Annotated in this window: 18 protein-coding genes and 2 tRNA genes; 2 read left to right on the forward strand and 18 right to left on the reverse strand. The window is 30.6% G+C overall.

Annotated elements, in window-relative coordinates:
* Window positions 1-200: 200 nt before the first annotated feature.
* From M9407_RS02175 to rplU, 11 genes are all read right to left on the reverse strand, one after another.
* Window positions 201-274, reverse strand: a tRNA-Met gene (locus M9407_RS02175).
* 70 nt (window positions 275-344) lie between these two features.
* Window positions 345-430: transfer RNA gene (locus M9407_RS02180), tRNA-Leu, on the reverse strand.
* Window positions 431-592: 162 nt separating this feature from the next.
* Window positions 593-877, reverse strand: a complete 285-nt coding sequence (secG, locus tag M9407_RS02185; RefSeq protein ID WP_250236862.1) for a preprotein translocase subunit SecG — start codon at window positions 875-877, stop codon at window positions 593-595.
* A gap of 143 nt (window positions 878-1020) precedes the next feature.
* On the reverse strand, window positions 1021-2382 hold the full coding sequence (gene glmM, locus M9407_RS02190) for a phosphoglucosamine mutase (protein ID WP_250236863.1): 1362 nt from the start codon (window positions 2380-2382) through the stop codon (window positions 1021-1023).
* A gap of 13 nt (window positions 2383-2395) precedes the next feature.
* Window positions 2396-3235, reverse strand: a complete 840-nt coding sequence (gene folP, locus M9407_RS02195; protein ID WP_250236864.1) for a dihydropteroate synthase — start codon at window positions 3233-3235, stop codon at window positions 2396-2398.
* A gap of 132 nt (window positions 3236-3367) precedes the next feature.
* On the reverse strand, window positions 3368-5296 hold the full coding sequence (gene ftsH, locus M9407_RS02200) for an ATP-dependent zinc metalloprotease FtsH (RefSeq protein ID WP_250236865.1): 1929 nt from the start codon (window positions 5294-5296) through the stop codon (window positions 3368-3370).
* 72 nt (window positions 5297-5368) lie between these two features.
* Window positions 5369-5995 (reverse strand): 23S rRNA (uridine(2552)-2'-O)-methyltransferase RlmE, encoded by a 627-nt coding sequence (gene rlmE, locus M9407_RS02205; protein ID WP_250236866.1) that lies wholly within the window; start codon window positions 5993-5995, stop codon window positions 5369-5371.
* A 374-nt stretch (window positions 5996-6369) separates the two neighbouring features.
* Window positions 6370-6846 (reverse strand): transcription elongation factor GreA, encoded by a 477-nt coding sequence (gene greA / locus M9407_RS02210; RefSeq protein ID WP_250231541.1) that lies wholly within the window; start codon window positions 6844-6846, stop codon window positions 6370-6372.
* A 296-nt stretch (window positions 6847-7142) separates the two neighbouring features.
* On the reverse strand, window positions 7143-8198 hold the full coding sequence (obgE, locus tag M9407_RS02215; RefSeq protein ID WP_250236867.1) for a GTPase ObgE: 1056 nt from the start codon (window positions 8196-8198) through the stop codon (window positions 7143-7145).
* Window positions 8199-8553: 355 nt separating this feature from the next.
* Entirely contained in the window at window positions 8554-8814 is a 261-nt protein-coding gene (gene rpmA / locus M9407_RS02220; RefSeq protein WP_250231543.1) for a 50S ribosomal protein L27, read from the reverse strand.
* A 16-nt stretch (window positions 8815-8830) separates the two neighbouring features.
* Window positions 8831-9157 carry a 50S ribosomal protein L21 gene (gene rplU, locus M9407_RS02225; RefSeq protein ID WP_250231544.1) on the reverse strand — a complete coding sequence of 109 codons (327 nt, stop codon included), beginning with the start codon at window positions 9155-9157 and terminating at the stop codon, window positions 8831-8833.
* 194 nt (window positions 9158-9351) lie between these two features.
* Between rplU and ispB the strand changes: the two genes are divergently transcribed.
* Together ispB and ppa are read left to right on the forward strand one after the other, a co-directional pair.
* Window positions 9352-10326, forward strand: a complete 975-nt coding sequence (gene ispB, locus M9407_RS02230; RefSeq protein ID WP_250236868.1) for an octaprenyl diphosphate synthase — start codon at window positions 9352-9354, stop codon at window positions 10324-10326.
* A 238-nt stretch (window positions 10327-10564) separates the two neighbouring features.
* A complete protein-coding gene (gene ppa / locus M9407_RS02235; protein WP_250236869.1) occupies window positions 10565-11098 on the forward strand; it encodes an inorganic diphosphatase in 534 nt (177 codons plus the stop codon).
* 64 nt (window positions 11099-11162) lie between these two features.
* Here ppa and tamB read toward each other — a convergent pair whose 3' ends face one another.
* The 7 genes from tamB to rpsF all read right to left on the reverse strand — a co-directional run bounded on the left by tamB (window position 11163) and on the right by rpsF (window position 19535).
* Window positions 11163-14999: an autotransporter assembly complex protein TamB gene (gene tamB, locus M9407_RS02240; RefSeq protein ID WP_250236870.1), complete on the reverse strand. Its 3837-nt coding sequence runs from the start codon at window positions 14997-14999 to the stop codon at window positions 11163-11165.
* Window positions 14996-15742 (reverse strand): autotransporter assembly complex protein TamA, encoded by a 747-nt coding sequence (locus M9407_RS02245; protein ID WP_250236871.1) that lies wholly within the window; start codon window positions 15740-15742, stop codon window positions 14996-14998. Before M9407_RS02245 ends, tamB begins: the two co-directional genes overlap by 4 nt.
* A 236-nt stretch (window positions 15743-15978) precedes the next feature.
* Window positions 15979-16506 carry a POTRA domain-containing protein gene (locus M9407_RS02250; RefSeq protein WP_250236872.1) on the reverse strand — a complete coding sequence of 176 codons (528 nt, stop codon included), beginning with the start codon at window positions 16504-16506 and terminating at the stop codon, window positions 15979-15981.
* A gap of 634 nt (window positions 16507-17140) precedes the next feature.
* Window positions 17141-17896: a 3'(2'),5'-bisphosphate nucleotidase CysQ gene (gene cysQ / locus M9407_RS02255; RefSeq protein ID WP_250237414.1), complete on the reverse strand. Its 756-nt coding sequence runs from the start codon at window positions 17894-17896 to the stop codon at window positions 17141-17143.
* 290 nt (window positions 17897-18186) lie between these two features.
* Entirely contained in the window at window positions 18187-18657 is a 471-nt protein-coding gene (gene rplI, locus M9407_RS02260; protein WP_250236873.1) for a 50S ribosomal protein L9, read from the reverse strand.
* 54 nt (window positions 18658-18711) lie between these two features.
* Window positions 18712-18939 (reverse strand): 30S ribosomal protein S18, encoded by a 228-nt coding sequence (gene rpsR, locus M9407_RS02265; protein ID WP_015344384.1) that lies wholly within the window; start codon window positions 18937-18939, stop codon window positions 18712-18714.
* A gap of 242 nt (window positions 18940-19181) precedes the next feature.
* Window positions 19182-19535, reverse strand: a complete 354-nt coding sequence (rpsF, locus tag M9407_RS02270) for a 30S ribosomal protein S6 (protein ID WP_250236874.1) — start codon at window positions 19533-19535, stop codon at window positions 19182-19184.
* Window positions 19536-19693: the final 158 nt, after the last annotated feature.

Below are 19693 nucleotides of genomic sequence, written 5' to 3' on the forward strand. Positions count from 1 at the left end.
ATCATCAACATAAAAAGAAATCTATTAATATTCTCTAAATATTAACGTTTAACCATAACTAATTTAATAAATTGATATTATTTATGTAACTTTACCTAACATCAACATATTTTCTATTATTCTTAAACTACAATACCAGGCCGGTATAACAACACTATACGTATTATTTCCGTATAGACAAAGCAAACTACTTGATACGGTTGCGGGGGTCGGATTTGAACCAACGACCTTCGGGTTATGAGCCCGACGAGCTACCATACTGCTCCACCCCGCGCCTGTATAAAACAATAGGAATTGTATACCATATAACTTCGAAAAAGCAAACTATTTATATTAAGAAACAATACCGAGGACGGGACTTGAACCCGTAATCTCAAATAAGAGAACTACCACCTCAAAGTAGCGTGTCTACCAATTCCACCACCTCGGTTATTAATAATCCATTAATATTACTATATGTGATTATAGTAATATTATGATGCATATATAAATTGATAGTTACACATATTTTATATCTTTTTTATATATATAAAAAAGATATCTCTAATTAATTTATTGGTTGGAAAACCTACGCTGAAAATTTATATAATTTTTATTGATCTTTCAATTGACTATTTTGCACATTCTTGTGAATATACTTTTGATTTTGTTTACTATTCATATTTCCCAGCAATAAACTAAATAAAAAAAATAATATAGCTAAAATTACTATTAAACATGTTATACCATCATTGATACCTCCCGAACCCAACATATCCCCTAAAGAACGACTACTAAACATCCCTCCTGAATCATTACTTTTGTTTTGCTGTAACATAATCAATGTAATTAAAGCTATTGCTATAATTAAAAATATAACTAAACAAACTTGATACATGACACTACATCACCTCATATAAACACATTATGCTTAAAAAAATAAACAATTTCTGCAACTACTAATATTTATTTTTATGTAAAAATATCACATAGTTCACTTATATTATAACTATTCGATATACGCATAATATTTAAAATAAATTACTGTTGTATTGACTTTATTTCTGATCTTATTACAGAAGCAATCCTATTTGCTAAATATAATATTTTACCATAACGTTTCCCCTCCACCATAATACGAATATACGGTTCAGTACCAGACTGACGCAATAATACGCGTCCTTGTTCAGATAACTCCTGTTCCACTGCTTTAGTTTCTTTTCTAACCAAATCAGATTCTAAAGGGCTTTTAATACTAGAACAATATACATTAACTAAAATTTGAGGCAATAAAGACACATCGTTGCATAATTCGTACAAACTTACGCAATTATTTACCATTGCGGATAATATTTGAAGAGCAACAATAATACCATCCCCCGTGGTAGTTTTATCTAAAAGTACAATATGCCCGGAATTTTCACCGCCAATATTCCAACCCTGTTTTTTTAACATTGCAAGTACACATCGATCGCCAACGTTAGAACGTATAAAAGGAATATTTAACTGTTTTAATGCCAATACAAGCCCCATATTACTCATAAGAGTTCCTACAATACCACCTGTTAATTGTTTACAATGTAATTTTTCTCGCGCAATAATGTACAGCATTTGATCGCCATCTACTTTATTTCCAAAATGATCAACCATAATGACCCTGTCTCCATCCCCATCATAAGCAATACCTAAATCTGCTTTTTTTGCTAATACATGGGCACGTAATTGTCGAATATCTGTAGTACCACATTCTTTATTAATATTAACTCCATTTGGACGACACGCAATAGTAACTACGTCAGCGCCCAACTCACGAAATACACTTGGAGCGATATGATAAGTAGCTCCATTAGCACAATCTACAATTATTTTTAATTTTCTTAAACTGAGATGAGCAGGGAAAGTTCCTTTGCAAAATTCTATATAACGACCTGCTGCATCAACAATACGACTGGCTTTTCCTAATTCTTTTGGGTCAACGCACGTTAAACATTTATTTAATTCTATTTCTATAGAATGCTCTACTTCATCATCTAATTTAGTGCCCTTAATAGAAAAAAACTTAATTCCGTTATCATGGAAAGGATTATGCGAAGCAGAAATTACAATGCCAGCTTCAGCTCTGAAAGCACGAGTCAAATATGCAATAGCTGGAGTAGGCATAGGACCGGTTAATGCAGCAGACAAACCAGCGGCGGCTAATCCTGATTCTAATGCCGATTCTAACATATACCCAGAAATGCGAGTATCTTTTCCAATAATAATGTAATTAGACCTACCACCACTAAAACGACTTAATACTTTTCCTGCAGCCCAACCAAGCTTTAAAATAAAATCTGGAGTAATCGGAATTCTCCCAACTTTACCTCTAATTCCATCAGTACCAAAGTATTTGCGATGCTTCATATTAATTTTTGCCTTACTTTTCTTGCTGTTTCAACATCATGCGCACCACTTTTAATGCTTCTGCCGTTTCCTTAACATCATGCACTCGAATAATTTGTACGCCTTGTGTAGCTGCAATCACTGCGCAAGCAATGCTACCTATTAATCTTTGTTTAGGATTATATGAATTAGAACTAAGACTAAGCATCGACTTACGTGATATGCCTACTAATAAAGGTAAACCAAAATGATGAAAATATTTCAAATTAGCTAATAGCTGATAATTATGTGATAAACTTTTCCCAAACCCAAAACCAGGATCAAGTAATAATTTATTTCTGCTAATACCCGACGATTCAAAACGAGCGATTTGTTTAGTAAAATACTCGTTTACTACATGTATAACATTAGAATATATGGGAGAATTTTGCATTGTATTAGGTTCTCCTTGCATATGGACTAAACATACCGGCAGTTTACAATATAATGCAGCCTGCAGCGCTCCTGTAGCAGTAAGAGAGCGGATATCATTAATCATATGAGCACCGATAGCTGCGCTCTCACGTATTATTAATGCTGATGATGTATTTATTGAAATATAAGTATCAAAACGCTGTGCTATAGCACGTACTACGGGTATAACACGATCCGCTTCTTCTTCATCGCTGACAACATCGGATCCAGGCCGCGTTGATTCTCCTCCAACATCAATACAAGTAGCGCCATAAGTAATCATATTAAATACATGATCAATTGCTTTAGGAAGGGTACAATAATTGCCTCCATCAAAAAAGGAATCAGGAGTAATATTTAAAATTCCCATAATTTGAATTTCAGAAAAATCTAAAATACGTTTATTTGTAATCAATGTCATAAATTTAAAGACATCTCCAAACATTATTTAAAAATTAATTTAAGTGATCTGATTTATATAAAAATGTAAAACATTATTTAAAGCTAACAATAAGTCAAATTTTTTTTGTTTTTATATGAAAATAATCACATATTATTGTGATGCAGCATCAGGATTATCATTGTAAGATTCGCTGTCTACTGATTTTGTCCCTTCTACAGAAGAAACACAAGTATCCTTACTGCTATCGTTAGTATCAGACGCGTTATTTTCCCATCCAGATGGAGGCTTAATTGATTTTCGATCCATCAAATCATTTATTTGAGATGCATTAATCGTCTCGTATTTTATTAACGCATCTTTCATAGAATGAAGAATATCCACATTTTCTATCAAAAGATTACGAGCACGTATATAATTTCTTTCAATCAGAAATTTAATTTCCTGATCAATAATACGAGCAGTTTCATCAGACATATGCTTTGCTTTAGCCACTGAACGCCCAAGAAATATTTCCCCTTCTTCTTCTGCATACAATAACGGACCAAGTTTTTCAGAAAACCCCCATTGAGTTACCATATTTCGAGCGATAGAAGTAGCTACTTTAATATCATTAGAGGCGCCAGTAGATACTTTATTAGGACCATAAATTATTTCTTCAGCAAGCCTACCCCCATATAATGTAGAAATTTGACTCTCTAATTTCTGTCGACTGGTGCTAATTGCATCGCCTTCTGGTAAAAAAAACGTTACACCTAAAGCACGTCCCCTAGGGATTATAGTCACTTTGTGAACCGGATCATGCTCCGGAACTAATCTACCAATTATAGCATGACCAGCTTCATGATAGGCTGTAGATTCTTTTTGAGCTTCTGTCATCACCATGGAACGACGCTCTGCCCCCATTACAATCTTATCTTTAGCTTTTTCAAACTCTACCATCGATACCATATGTTTGCTATCACGAGCGGCAAATAACGCCGCTTCATTCACGAGATTAGCTAAATCCGCTCCTGAGAATCCTGGTGTACCCCGAGCAATTACTAATATATCTACATCTGATGACAACGGTACATGGCTGATATGCACTTTTAATATTTGCTCTCTCCCCCGAATATCCGGTAATCCTACAACTACTTGACGGTCAAATCGCCCTGGTCTTAATAAAGCTGGATCTAACACATCTGGACGATTAGTAGCAGCTATGACAATAATACCTTCTTTTCCTTCGAACCCATCCATTTCTACTAACATCTGATTTAGAGTTTGTTCACGTTCATCATGTCCCCCTCCTAAACCTGCACCTCTCTGACGACCAACCGCATCAATTTCATCAATGAAAATAATACATGGGGCAGCTTTCTTAGCCTGCTCAAACATATCCCGCACACGAGACGCTCCGACACCAACAAACATCTCTACAAAGTCAGAACCCGAAATAGTAAAAAATGGAACTTTTGCTTCTCCCGCAATAGCTTTGGCTAAAAGTGTTTTTCCGGTTCCAGGAGGTCCTACCATTAAGACTCCTTTTGGAATTTTTCCCCCTAGTTTTTGAAATCTGCTAGGTTCACGTAAATAATCTACCAATTCCTTCACTTCTTCTTTTGCCTCATCACATCCTGCTACATCTGCGAAAGTAGTTTTTATTTGATCTTCAGTTAGCATACGTGCTTTACTTTTACCGAAAGACATAGCTCCCTTGCCACCTCCTTGCATTTGACGCATAAAGAAAACCCACACCCCAATCAATAATAACATCGGGAACCAAGAAATAAAAATAGATGTAATTAAACTAGGTTCTTCTGGGGGCTCCCCAACAACTTTAACTTTTTTAGTTAAAAGAATGTCGAGTAATTTCGGGTCATTTACTGGAATATAAGTAGTATAACGATTATTATCCTTTTTAATAACCACAATTTCACGGCCGTTAATGCGAGCTTCTTTAACTTGATCTTGGTTTAAATCATACATAAAAGTGGAATAATCCAATTTGCGACTGCTTGAGTCGCTAGGCCCAAAATTCTGGAATAAAGACATCAAGACTACTGCAATGACTAACCAGATCCCCAGATTTTTCGCCATATCACTCAAAAGATTAACCTCGCATTACAACAAAATTTAAATAATTTTAACATATCTACATATAAATTATGCTTATTTACGTTCTTTCGCTACAATATAAATCTCACGAGAATGAGACTTAGAGGCATTTGGCTTACGGATCCTTACTATGTTAAATAAGGAATGCATATCACACAAGTATTTATCCAAACCCTTTCCCTGGAAAACTTTCACTAAAAAAGTGCCTCTACGCATTAATACACTACGACATATATTTAATGCCAAATTCCCAAGATATATAGACCGACTTACATCGATTGTTGATATACCAGTTGTATTAGGAGACATATCAGATAAAACCACGTTAACTTTTTTATGCCCTACCCATTTGCATAATATTTTGAAAATATTAGGATTAGAACAATCTCCTTTCAAAAAGTTCACTCCAGAAATATTACGCATAGACAATATGTCGCACGCTACAATACGTCCTGTTTTACCTATTTTATTTTTTGCATAAAGTGCCCACCCCCCAGGCGCTGATCCCAAATCTATTACTGTCATACCAGTAGAAAATAATGCATCCATGCGATTTATTGCGTCAAGCTTAAACCAAGACCGTGACCGAAGTTTTTGTCTTTGTGCTTCTTTCGCATACTGGTCTTTGAAATGTTTTTGTAACCATACTGAAGAACGCGCAGAACGTTTGCTATTTACCATATCAGGTTACTTCTCAAATGTTTTTAATAAACAACATTGACAAAATGTCGATAACTTGTATCTCTTTCAATCTTACTTACACAAAAAATAAACATTCCATAAAACAAATAAATTTTTTATTTATATCCAATTTTTATATATTTTTCCAGCTATTACAAATAATAAGCATAAAAATATATCTCATTGTAAATAATTAAACATTTCAAAACAAATGAAAGTAAAAATATAAACTTATTAGTAAAAATATTAATAGCATCATATACTTGTGCTGTTAATGTTAATTAACACAATGACTACGAATAAAATTTATTTTTTACTTTCATAATCATCATTTTATAAAATTTTTAAAATAAAAACTAAAATAAAAAATATGTTTAACAATATTTAACCTGGAGTATTTTATATCTTACTTGCCCTTTCGGAGTATTAATTCGAACAATATCTCCTGCTTTATGACCAATCAAACCTCTAGCAATAGGAGAATTGATAGAAATCATACGTTCTTTAATATTTGCCTCATCATCTCCTACAATACTATACGTTTGTCTATATGTTGTATCTAAATTTTCGACATCAACCGTAGCGCCAAAAACTACTCTATCGTCAGTAGTTAGTTTGGCAATATCTATAATATGTGCATTAGAAAGCTTAGACTCTATTTCTTGAATACGCCCCTCACAAAATCCTTGTTGTTCTCGAGCAGCATGATACTCAGCGTTTTCTTTTAAGTCGCCATGCTCCCGCGCTTCGGAAATATTTTTTATAATTTCTGGACGACGAATATTTTTTAAATAATCCAGTTCTTCTCTCAACTTTTCAGCTCCACGTAAAGTCATTGGGATACGCTTCATGTTGTACCTTTATTATATTGCATACATTTAAACAATAAACAATCACACTACATACAAAAGCATGATTTAATTAAACATTATATATTTTTATCTTTTAAAAACACAAAAATTGTTATTACCCAACTTTTAAAAACTTAATTAAAAACATTTCTCTTAATATACATAAATTATTTTATAAATAGCTACGTTTATAAAACATCATAAATTGCGACATTAGGATATTAAATTTTTTTAAACTTAGCGGTATATTATGTGTATTGTTTTAAAATAACAATAAAATTAGCCAATCCTGATTCCTACTCATTGTCCTGTGTATACATAAGGGTTGTTTCTTGACTTTGAGTATGATGAACAATAAACTTCATAATACTGTTACATAGCGATGATACATTCGTATTATGCACAGAAGATATAGAGTAATAGCGCCCTTTCCATTTTAAGGAACTAATAACATGATTAATCCTTTTTTCCGCCACGTGTCGTTCCAACAAATCTATTTTATTGAATATTAACCAACAAGGTTTGCTAGCCAAATTTGTATTGTAATTACTTAACTCATGCTGAATAGTAATAATATTTTCTAATGGATCGGAATCATCCACAGGCGCAATATCAATAAAATGCAGTAAAATTTGACAGTGTTCTAGATGCTTCAAAAATCGCATTCCTAAACCCAATCCATGAGAAGCGCCTTTAATAACACCCGGAATATCCGCAATAATAAATCTATCATAGTTATTAATTTGTACTACACCCAAATACGGTACTAATGTAGTAAATGGATAATCTGCTACCTTTGGTTTAGCTGCCGATATCATACGAATAAAACTAGATTTTCCAGAATTAGGTAATCCAAATATTCCAACATTTGCTATTAGAAGCAATTCTAATAGCAAATGTTGGAATTCTCCCGTTGACCCATGCGTATTAAGTACATTACGACGTACAGAAGATTTAAAATGTCCATTTCCCAAACCATGGCGCCCTCCTTTAGCCACCATCAACCGCTTGTGATGAATACCCATGTCTCCTAATAATTTATTTGTTTTTTTATAACTCACTCTGGTTCCCCACGGGACTTTCACAATAACATCTTTACCTCTTTTCCCTGTACAACCACGACTACGTCCACATTGTCCATGTCCAGCTCTAAAAACACAATTAGAATGAAAATAATTTAAAGTATTAATATTAGGATCTGCTAATAACCAAACATCTCCACCATTTCCTCCATTGCTACCATTAGGTTTCTTCAAAAAAGAAGCTCTTCTTCCTGATTTTTGAAAACTAATACATCCATTCCCGCCGTTACCCGCAATAACCGTAATATTGGTCATGTCGACAAATTTCATAACATACCTCTAACATATCAGCTATATTTATGGTATATACATCTTATCCCTTAATAAATTAGTGTAAATTTTGTGATAACAAAATTTATTTCATATTGTTAAATAACGTTTTCAGCATTTTTGTTACTTCTATCGTTATCAATATACACAGTTATTTACCTTTCAAATCTATATGGATACATAGGCGTTTTTAATGATTCTTGAACTTTATAAAAAAACACATATGGCATGTTTAAAATACTAATACGATCACCACTAGTAACTATTCAATCAACAAAATATCTGGGCATGATTAATGTCTTATTCATAAAAATTAAAAATTTTAATTATTAATTAATGCTAACAAATCACGTTTCTATTCGTTAGAAACAATACTAATAAACCTACGACGCAACGCTCCTCTTTTTTCAAATAAAACTTTCCCAGATTTTAAAGCAAAAAGAGTATAATCCCTTCCACAACCTACGTATTTTCCTGGATGAAATGTATTGCCTCGTTGACGCACAATAATAGTGCCTGACGATACACATTCACCTCCAAAACATTTAACTCCTAAACGCTTACTATGTGAATCTCGGCCATTACGAGTAGAGCCTCCGGCTTTTTTATGTGCCATTTTTATTCCTTATTTCTTAATGATTTGAATTACAATTGCTGATACTTATTATTTTTATTGTTGTAAAACACTGACGATGTCCTTGAAATTTACGAAAATGTTTACGGCGTCTAAATTTAATAATCTTTATCTTCCGATTAAGACTTTGAGCTATAATTTGCGCTATAATCTGTCCATTTTTTATAAAAGGACTTCCTATGTGAAGGCACTCATTAGACTCAATAAGTAATATTTGATTAAATTCGACTTGATTACCAACGTCAATATCAATACGTTCTATATGAATCACTTGGCCTTCAACAACACGATGTTGTTTACTACCAGTTTGAAAAACTGCATACATAAATAATAATCCATCTCTTGTTTATAATCTGATATTATTTCTATACATATTCTTATACATTAAAAAAAAATGTTTCTCAACACAATAATAAAATTTACTACATACTCACAAATATAGTTTAACTTAATAAAAACTAAATTGCGTACGCAAGTAATATATAAATACATGAACATTTTATATTTATAATAATATTAATGAATATTGATCAAATCTCCGCACTAACTGAACAAGATATGGAAGATGTGAATTCAGAAATCCGCACGCGATTAGCATCTGAAATTACTTTAATCAACAAACTTGTTCAATACATTGTAAATAGTGGAGGGAAACGAATTAGACCCATGATTACCCTTCTGACCGCAAGGGCGTTACGCTATAAAAAAACACAACATGTTACTATTGCTACATTAATAGAGTTTATTCATACTGCTACTTTGTTACATGATGACGTAGTAGATAAATCACACATGAGACGAGGCAGGACAACTACTAATATAATTTTTGGTAATGCTGCTAGTGTATTGGTAGGAGATTTTATATATACACGAGCCTTTCAAATGATGACTGAATTAAAATCCTTGCGAATATTATCTTTGATGGCAGACGCTGTTAATATAATTGCGGCAGGTGAGATATTGCAATTAACGCACTGCAATGACCCCACTATTACTATCGCTAGTTACATGAAAATTATTTATAGCAAAACTGCTCGTTTATTTGAAGTAGCTTCTCAAGCATCTGCTATTTTAGCTGATGCTAATTCGTGCCAAGAAAAAGCATTGCGTAATTATGGACGATATATGGGGATTGCCTTTCAACTAGTTGATGATTTATTAGATTATTCTGCCTCAGAAACAATATTTGGGAAAAATGTCGGAAATGATTTAAGTGAAGGCAAGCTTACTCTTCCTTTGCTACACGCTATTCATCATAGCACCTCAAAACAAGCATCGCTTATAATTCAATCTATTAAAAAAAAAGGTAGCCATCGTCACTTGTTCAATATAATTTTAGATACCATGCACCAACATGGATCATTAGAATACACTCGACAATGCGCTGAAACAGAAGTCAAAAAAGCTATCTCTTGTCTTGATATTTTACCTCCTTCTCCTTATCGACAAGCATTAGCAAGTTTGGCAGCTTATACGATTCAAAGAATTTATTAAATTTTCACCTTGAAAATCACAAATACATTTGACATTAAAAAATTATATATCAAATATAGAAAATATAAAATTGTGATGCTTATAAACATGAAATTCCTTTGTTTTTTAAAAGTATGTAAATATTTTTATTAACTGTAATAAACACAACCATGTTGTATTAACAAACATATTGATAATAAGACATATGTGACATATAATTATTTTCAACATTTATTATTTACACAGATAGGCAATATACATGTATTTCAATCAAGTACCAGCGGGAAAAAATATTCCAGAAGATATATACGTGATTATTGAAATTCCAGCTAATTCTGATCCAATTAAATATGAAATTGATAAAAAAACAGGAATAATATTCGTTGATCGTTTTCTGTTAACACCTATGTTTTACCCGTGCAATTATGGCTATATTAATAATACTTTATCGCTGGATGGAGATCCAGTTGACGTATTAGTACCTACTCCATATCCTTTACGATCAGGTTGCGTAATACATTGCCGCCCTATAGGTATGCTGAATATGCTAGATGAATCTGGAGAAGATGCAAAAATAATTGCAGTACCCCATGAGAAAATATCAGAACAATACTCACTAGTGAGAGATATAAATGATTTTTCAATTTTATTACGTAATCAAATTAGTCATTTTTTTAAAAATTATAAAGAATTAGATTCTGGAAAGTGGGTAAAAATAAAAGGCTGGAGCAATATTAACGCCGCTAAAACAGAAATTTTAAACTCTTTTGAACGTTTTGAAAAGAAAATATAATATTACACTTTCACTGTATATTAGATCGCATATATTATAAGTTGCATATAAATATAAAAACAACTTAAAAATCAAACTTATATAATACGTCAACCGCTTGCTGATTGCTGCCAGACGTAACTTCTAAATATAGCTGCGAACCCAAGCAATAACGCACCGTTATCGTTGTCAATAAATCAAAAATGCTAATTCCATATTTAATTTGCAGACCAGGAGCAATATATCCACTTAATGCAACTAACGGTGCAGTACCAATATCTTGAGTATTTAATGTTAAATCTTGAACACCAAATATCTTTCCTATTTTATTAATAAACTTCTCGCTATTCCTGACAGTTGCTCCGATTAACAACGATGTTACTATGTTCGTATCTGTATTCAAAAGAATTATATTCTTGCTGCCGCTCAAAAAATAAGATGTTATCTCTTGCGAAGAAAGGGATGATGAATCAGAGAAAATTTCTATTTTTGGTTGACTAAAAGCACCATTAATCCGTATACCAACTATACTCCCTTCTTTAATAGAAGGGTCACAAATTGCTTCAATATCGATATATGGTTGGTTTATCGCTCCAGAAAACAATAATTGTCCTTTTCGGATTATTAAATTTTGTCCATATGCTTGAAAACAACCAGAAAGTATATCAATATGGCCTGTTAATGCTGAGTGATTTTTATTGTATTCAATTTCTAAATTACCCCTTAATTTCGTACGAAAACCCAATCCGTTAAAATTAACATCATTACCAAGACACACGTTAATATTAGCAGAAAAAGCAATAAATAAATTTTTAGAATTATTTAAAATAAGTTGGAAACTATCATCTAACAAAATCTCCTCTGAAGAAATATTTGTTATATTTTTTGAATACTCCTTCATTTCAATATGGGCCCAAGGGATTTCAATGTTGCCTTCTATATGAACTTTTTCTGCAGTAATTGCACAAGTAAAATCAGGAGATATCTTCATTTTTATTTCGGGAGACATACAAAAATTAATTTGGTTACCTCGTATTTTAAAAAACGCACGTATATTACTAATAGAATCAAAATTCATAATATTCCCGTTTACATGCAACCTACATCCGTAATCTGTATCTATTGTTCCATTTAATACAGCATGATCTCCAAAGAATTTTATAAATAATTGGCCATTTTTTACAAAAAATGGCGTATCAGGTTTATTAACATTAAAATTTTTTAATTGAGCTGTACCAAAAATTTTTAAGCGATGTTTATATCCATAAAAATAAATATTTAAATTTAATAATCCATTTACAGGTTCTTTTAACGAAAGCAATGAATTACAAAAAGATACTAACGAAACATTTTCAAAATGTGCATTTCCTACCAATTTAGATGTATTACGTAATTTAGTTATTTTAAACAATCCACGGATTTGATCATCATGCCCAATGTTCATAAACCATTTACAACACGAAGTAGTTTGTGTCAATACGATTTTTGCAGTTATGTTATTTATTTTAATCGGAAAAATTTCGAGCTCTTCAATAGAAGATTTAATGTTAAATTGTTTTCCTGAAAATAAAATTGTACCCTTAGGTAATAAGGTTCCTAATATCCAATAACAATCTGTACAATATATACGAGCAGTGTGCATGTTTATTAATCCTGGTAATAAAATTTTTAAAGAAACTACATTAAAATTTTTAAATGCATCATTCACTTTATTCAATATATTCTTCTTTAAAACATTAGAAATAGGGATTGTGCAATCAATAATTTCCCAATAATGTGAATTCAGGATAACTTTTCGAGTTAAATATTGATAAGTAAGAACAATATCTTGCATTAATTTCCATGTTCCTGTTGAAGTAACAATGCTTGTTTTGTCAATTTTACTATGCCAAGTTTTATGAAAAAGATCTAAATTTCCAAAAAGTTTTACTTGACCAGACAACATATCTCCGGAAGCAACTAAATTTAAATAATGTTCTTTAATATTACCTTGTCCTTGCATAATTAATTGACGTAACGATAAAATTCCACACTTTATCTGATTTGCTTGAAAAAAAATTTTGCTGGGTATAACGGTATCATAACAAATATCGCCATTTATCATTATTTTGTCAAAATTAAGGTTTTTATCGCGCCAATACAAAGAACATGCATCAATATTTAACAACAATCTAGGAGAATATTTAACGGAGTTATATAATTTAAATTTTCCATATACACTGCCATTTAATCCAGGTATAAGCACATTGCAATCTGGTGCCGCAAACACAATGTTGAAAATAGAATCTCTTTTAAAGTCTTCTTGTATTTTTAACGCATTAGGACCCCACTTAATTAGTAATGTGGGTATTTTCCATATACCAGTTGAATTATTATATAATACGCCTATGCATGAAATACTATTATTTTCTATACTCCCCCTGATATTTAAATCAGATATTGTTATGTCCCAAGCATCAGAACATACGTGCCCTTGTGTACTGATATTACCTGAAAAATTTACAGGATATTTTAACCAATTTTGAAAAATATTTATTTTGTTTAATACACACACACTGTTCCAACTAATCATATCGCCCTCCCAATTAATCACTCCTTGTATATCAAGATATTCTTCTAATGCGGTCATTCTTAATTTAGAAATAGAACAGCCATTAACATCTCCCTGAGCGTTCATAACCATATGTACTAACGATGAAAATTGAGCGCTACTTAATTGAGATATTATCTGAATAGAATAATTTCTTACTTCACCATTTACAGATACATCAAGTTCTTCTATTAAACAATCATTCTTTCCTAAAAAAGAAAGTGGTATTTTTCTGCCAACTATAGATATAGTTATAGGCATACCAAATTGTGTTATCTTAGTTTTTAATAATACATGTACTGTAGAAATAACACCTAAAAAATCACAACAAAGGCATATCTCATTATATAATTCTCCTGCAATAACTAATTTTATTTTACTTACGTCCTTGTTCTCTATATTGGTAGAATTACTACTAGTATTAGAATTATATTTCGTATAATTGAGGGTTAGATTTATGGGGTAATACTCTTTGAATATTATGCTACCTATTGCATCAAAGTATCCATACGGCAATTTAAGATTCAACTTGATATTTGCGGTCTGATTATATAAATATGTCTGCAAATAAAAATAATTAATAATATAAGAATTATTATTATTAAAAATATAAAAATTCTCTCCTATGATATCTTTTAGAATTATATCTATAGGAAGATTGAAAGAAGGTAATTTTATTAATAATTTACTAGACAGTAATTTTAATAAATACTTCATATTCTGTTGATTACTATACTTATATATATCTATCGCATTGGTTGTTATATTTAATACATTTATATCGGAAAGATTTAAAACCGCCCCTTTGATATTTACAGGCAAAACTGTCAATAAATTATCTTGAAATGTTAATTCAGTATCTAATTTTGTTACTTTAAGCGTAATGTTATTTGAATGAATACAAGTATTATTCAATACTATATTCTTTAATATTATAGCAAACGGGATAGAAAAAATATTATCTATTTTTATCCTTTCGTATTTTTTATGTGATTCACTCGGCGCATTGTTTTTTTTTATTTTTATACAAACATCCTCCAAAAAAAGATGATTAATATATATTTTTTTATTCCATATATATTTTAGATTAAAAAAAACATCACATTTATCAACGTTAATTATACTCTTGGCGGTTTCGTATACTACATGAGTTATATTAAAATTACCCCAACTACCAGAAACAGAATCAAATTTTAAACCAGGAATACAATACGTAATACCTGTAAAAGTTAAATATGTTCCTATATTAGTACCTAATAAAAACACAAAAAATCCGCATACTATTGATATCCATAATAAAAAAATAACACAGATTTTTTTTATAAACATCATAAATCTGGTCCTAAACTGACGTATAAATATAAAAACTGATGATTCATATTTCCTTTATGAATCAATGGAGTTGCTATGTCCAATTTTATAGGACCTATTGGTAATTGCCAGCGCGCTCCGATACCTATACCAGATTTAAAACTATTCCATTTAATATCATGAGTAATCTCTCCTGCGTCTATAAAAATAGCTCCCCACCATTTATTAATTACATTATACTGATATTCAAACGTAGTAGTAATAAATTTAGTAGCGACACCTATAAAAGATTCAGAATTATCATAAGGATATAAGGATTTATATTTATATCCACGGATACCATTATTTACATTAGAAAAAAATCGCGACATTAAATCAATAGATGAAAAATTATTGGTATCTATCCAACTTAAATTTCCACGAGCCAAAATACGATGTTTTTTTAACAATGTCCGAACCCAAATATTTTGAACTTGCACAACAATAAAATTAACATCCGATTTCCAACAATTATTAGATATATTAATTGAGTAACGCTGACTATCTCCCCAATACGGTATTATTTCTCCGCGTTTTCGAATACGGGATATACTTATCCCTGGATAAATTAACATAATATTTTTAGCGATAATATTATTAGAACAATGATTAAAGTGCCAATGCACATTAATTGAACGTTGCCATTTATGGGAACAATTCCAATAACGAGCTATATTTATAGTCGCAGCACTAGACTGAACATTATGTGTATCTTCATGTATCAACCCTCCTTGTAATAAATAATATTCTTCTAATGGATTAGAAAACAGTGGAATTTTGTAACTTAGGTCAAGATCTTGCTCTGGCCTAGATAAACTAAAATTAGTTTCTAAACTATGTCCGCGCGCATTAATCCACGGTTTTTTCCAAATGATTTTAGTTCTAGGGCCTGTATCAATAGCAAAACCAGATCCAGTTGAAAAATTATTTTTTGCGCAAGGATAAAGAAAAATATCTAATACTATTTTTTTTTTTGTTGAAGACGCATATAATCTGAAGAAATCGATATTGATTCAAACCAATTAGTATAAGAAAATCGGCGATTTAATTCCATAACGGATGTAGCACTGTAATATTCTCCCAATCGTATATTAGATATATTTTTTAAATAATCTTCCTTAATTTGACTACCATGAAATTTAATTCTTTCAAAAACATAACGCTGACCACTATAAAAATCTATGTTCCAAATACTCTGACAACGAGAAGGGATGACAATAAGTTGACTATTTTGGAACTTAGCATCAAAATATCCTTTAAATAAAGCTAAATTATATAGTTTATTTTTGCACTGTTCGTAATCATTGTGGTTCAATCTTTTCCCAATAAAAGACTTGCTGTCTTTTATTATTTTCTGGTAATCAACATCCTTTATGCCTTCTCCTCGTATGACGATATTTACATCAGTAACTACAACTGGATCCCCAGGTTCAACTTTAATAACTAATAGATCAGAGTCTTTGTTCAACGGCTTAAGCGGAAAAAACATCAATGTAGGAGCGTAATAACCCAGTGGGCGCAGTCCAGTTCTAATTGCATTGTCTATTTTTTTTTTAAATCTGAATCTATATATTTTACATTAGTATTTATATTCAATAATTTTTGACGTACATTATAATTTAATTCGCTATTTAAACCTTCTATTCTTAAATTGATACTACTATTACATATTAACGGCATAAAACAATATATTACTAAATAGAACCTTATTGTCATATATTTTTTAAAATCCCTAAACATATATCAAATCCTTAATTATACCAAATCTTTAAATAAAGAATTTTCATACTCTATTAATACACTATATTTTTATATAACCCTATATCAAAACATATAATATACATTTTATAATTTAAAAACATAAAACCTATTTGATAAGGCATATTAATAAATTAAAAAATAATAATTATATTTGTAATATATATTACATGCTATGATATTTGTATCTATTCGACATCTACAATTAATATATGAACCCAGCATGATACACCATATTTTTGTGTAAATTATTAATATCTTACTGACGATTCTGACAAATAATATTACAAATTTAAAAATTAAAACATTGATAGTAATTATTTATTTACCTAATATAAATAATTACTATCAATGCACATAATCAATCAACGCGATGAAACTTGAAAAGCGGGATTTAAAAAAGACTGATTGATATTTTTATAGTGCAAAGGATTGCCATTCCAATCATTAACAACGGCGCCAGCTGTTCTAGCGATTACATGACCAGCAGCCGTGTCCCAAATTTTAGTACAAGAAAATCTTGGATAAAATTGAGCACTACCTTCTGCTATTAAACAAAATTTAAATGAAGATCCAATATTGATAATTTTATAGTCTTTCAACCTGTTTAAATAATTGTCCAATTTATATTGATCATAACAAAAATTACTACGACTCATCACTATAATTGGATAACGAGACATACGTACTGCAATATTTATACGTTCTCCTCTAGCATTAATTTTCCATACCTGTCCATTATCTGCAGCATATAACATGTTATACACAGGAACATACACTACTCCCATAATAGGTTGGCCATGTTCAACGAAAGCAATATTAACAGTGAATTCGCCATTGCGTAATAAAAACTCTCTAGTTCCATCTAAAGGATCTATTAGCCAAAAACAACTTTTATCTCTACATTCCCGCCATGTAGTAATATCTTCTTCAGATAAAATTGGGATTTCAGGTGTCAAATTTTGCAAATAGTATACAATCATTTTGTGAGAGAATAAATCAGCATTAGTTACAGGAGATGTATCTAATTTTTTGTATGCGTTTAACTTTAAACCTCCATTATAAATCCTCATAATTTCTATTCCAGCTTTACGAGCAATACAACTTATTTTTTCAACCATTTTATGGTAAAAAATCATCATATATATCCTTTAATAAATTTTTAAGCACTCCATAGCATGGATTCGAAAACACAGTATATTAATAAACATATTTATAAAATATATACTCAGTTTTAAGCAATCATATACTATAATTATTGATTGAAATAAAAGACACGCGCATTCGTGTGTATATCTCTTTAAACAAAACATATACACTTTAATACTCTCATATTACGATAATTAAAAAAAGTTTAAATAAATTTTTTATTACGATAAATAACGATAAAAAATCATTGTATTACTTATGATTATTTACCCTTAAGTATTTCATCAAGAATAATGACATTTATTTTAGAAAAAATATCATTGTAAATATGAATATTTATGCTATATGTACCAATAGTTCTTAATACATCATGATTAGGCAATCTAATCTGAGATTTAGAAATATTAAAACCAGAAGCCGCTGTGATTGCAGTAGCAATATCACGAGAACCGATGGAACCAAACAATTTCCCTTCAACACCTGATTTAGCTTTAATAATAATACTACCTAATCTATTAATTGTTTTCGCACAAAATTCAGCCTGAGCGTGCGCCTCTATAGCTTTAGATTGCAACTCAAGTTGTTGTGCTTTAAATATTTCAATATTTTTCTTTGTGGCTGGCATTGCTTTAGATTTCGGTATTAAAAAATTACGGGCATAACCTGAACGCACGATAATCTCTGATCCTATATTTCCAAGTTTCTCGATATTATCCAGCAAAACAATCTTCATTCTTATTTCCATAATAATATATATAAATTATATTCATTTACAAAAAATTATACCTTACTGATGATGATCAGTATATGGTAATAAAGACAGATAACGCGCTCTCTTAATGGCACGCGCTAACTGTCGTTGATATCTCGCTCGTGTTCCAGTAATTCTACTTGGAATGATCTTTCCGCTTTCTATAATAGAATGCTGTATTGTAACAAGATCTTTATAATCAATATTAATGCATTTTTCCGCTGTAAACCTACAAAATTTGCGATGACGTACAAAACGTGCCATAACTAACTCCATACTTCATTATAAAACTAAATATAAATGTAATTAACTTTTTTTAAAATTAAAATTGTTATTTTTCTCCAAATTAAAAAGCTAATCAATATATTCTATACGTACAATTATTATTTTTATTACAAAAAAAATTTACAAAAAAACACTAGATCAACACAATACTGAATATATTTAAATAAAATCGGCAACTTACGTACTTCATGCTTGAAAGCATATATATTTCATTATACTATCTATGTATTAGCTACATAATACTCTTGGTTTTCTTCTCTTTTTTTCATCATAGGAGATGGCTCAACTACCGCATATTTAGTTCGTACAATCATGCTACGTATGATATTTTTATTAAAATGAAAATCATCATTTAATTCTTTAACAGTATCTTGAGATGCTTCTATATTTAATAATACATAATAAGCTTTATAAAGCTTTTTAACTGGATATGCTAATTGACGACGTCCCCAATTTTCTATGCGATGAACTTTTCCTTGAGCATTAGTAACAATTGTTGTATAGCGATTAATTATGCTAGATATTTGTTCGCTAAAATCGGGATGTACCATAAAAACTATTTCATAATAACGCATATATTATTTTCCTTTTATTATAAATCTTCCGATTGTATTGAAAATAACAACATTCTTAAAAAATTACAGATATTTATATTTTTACGTATTTCATCCCTAAATAATTTTTATATAAATTCTCAAACTTCATTTTCTATGAAGAAGACTATACTATTATA

The sequence above is a fragment of the Blochmannia endosymbiont of Camponotus sp. genome (assembly GCF_023586365.1).
Taxonomy (GTDB): domain Bacteria; phylum Pseudomonadota; class Gammaproteobacteria; order Enterobacterales; family Enterobacteriaceae; genus Blochmanniella.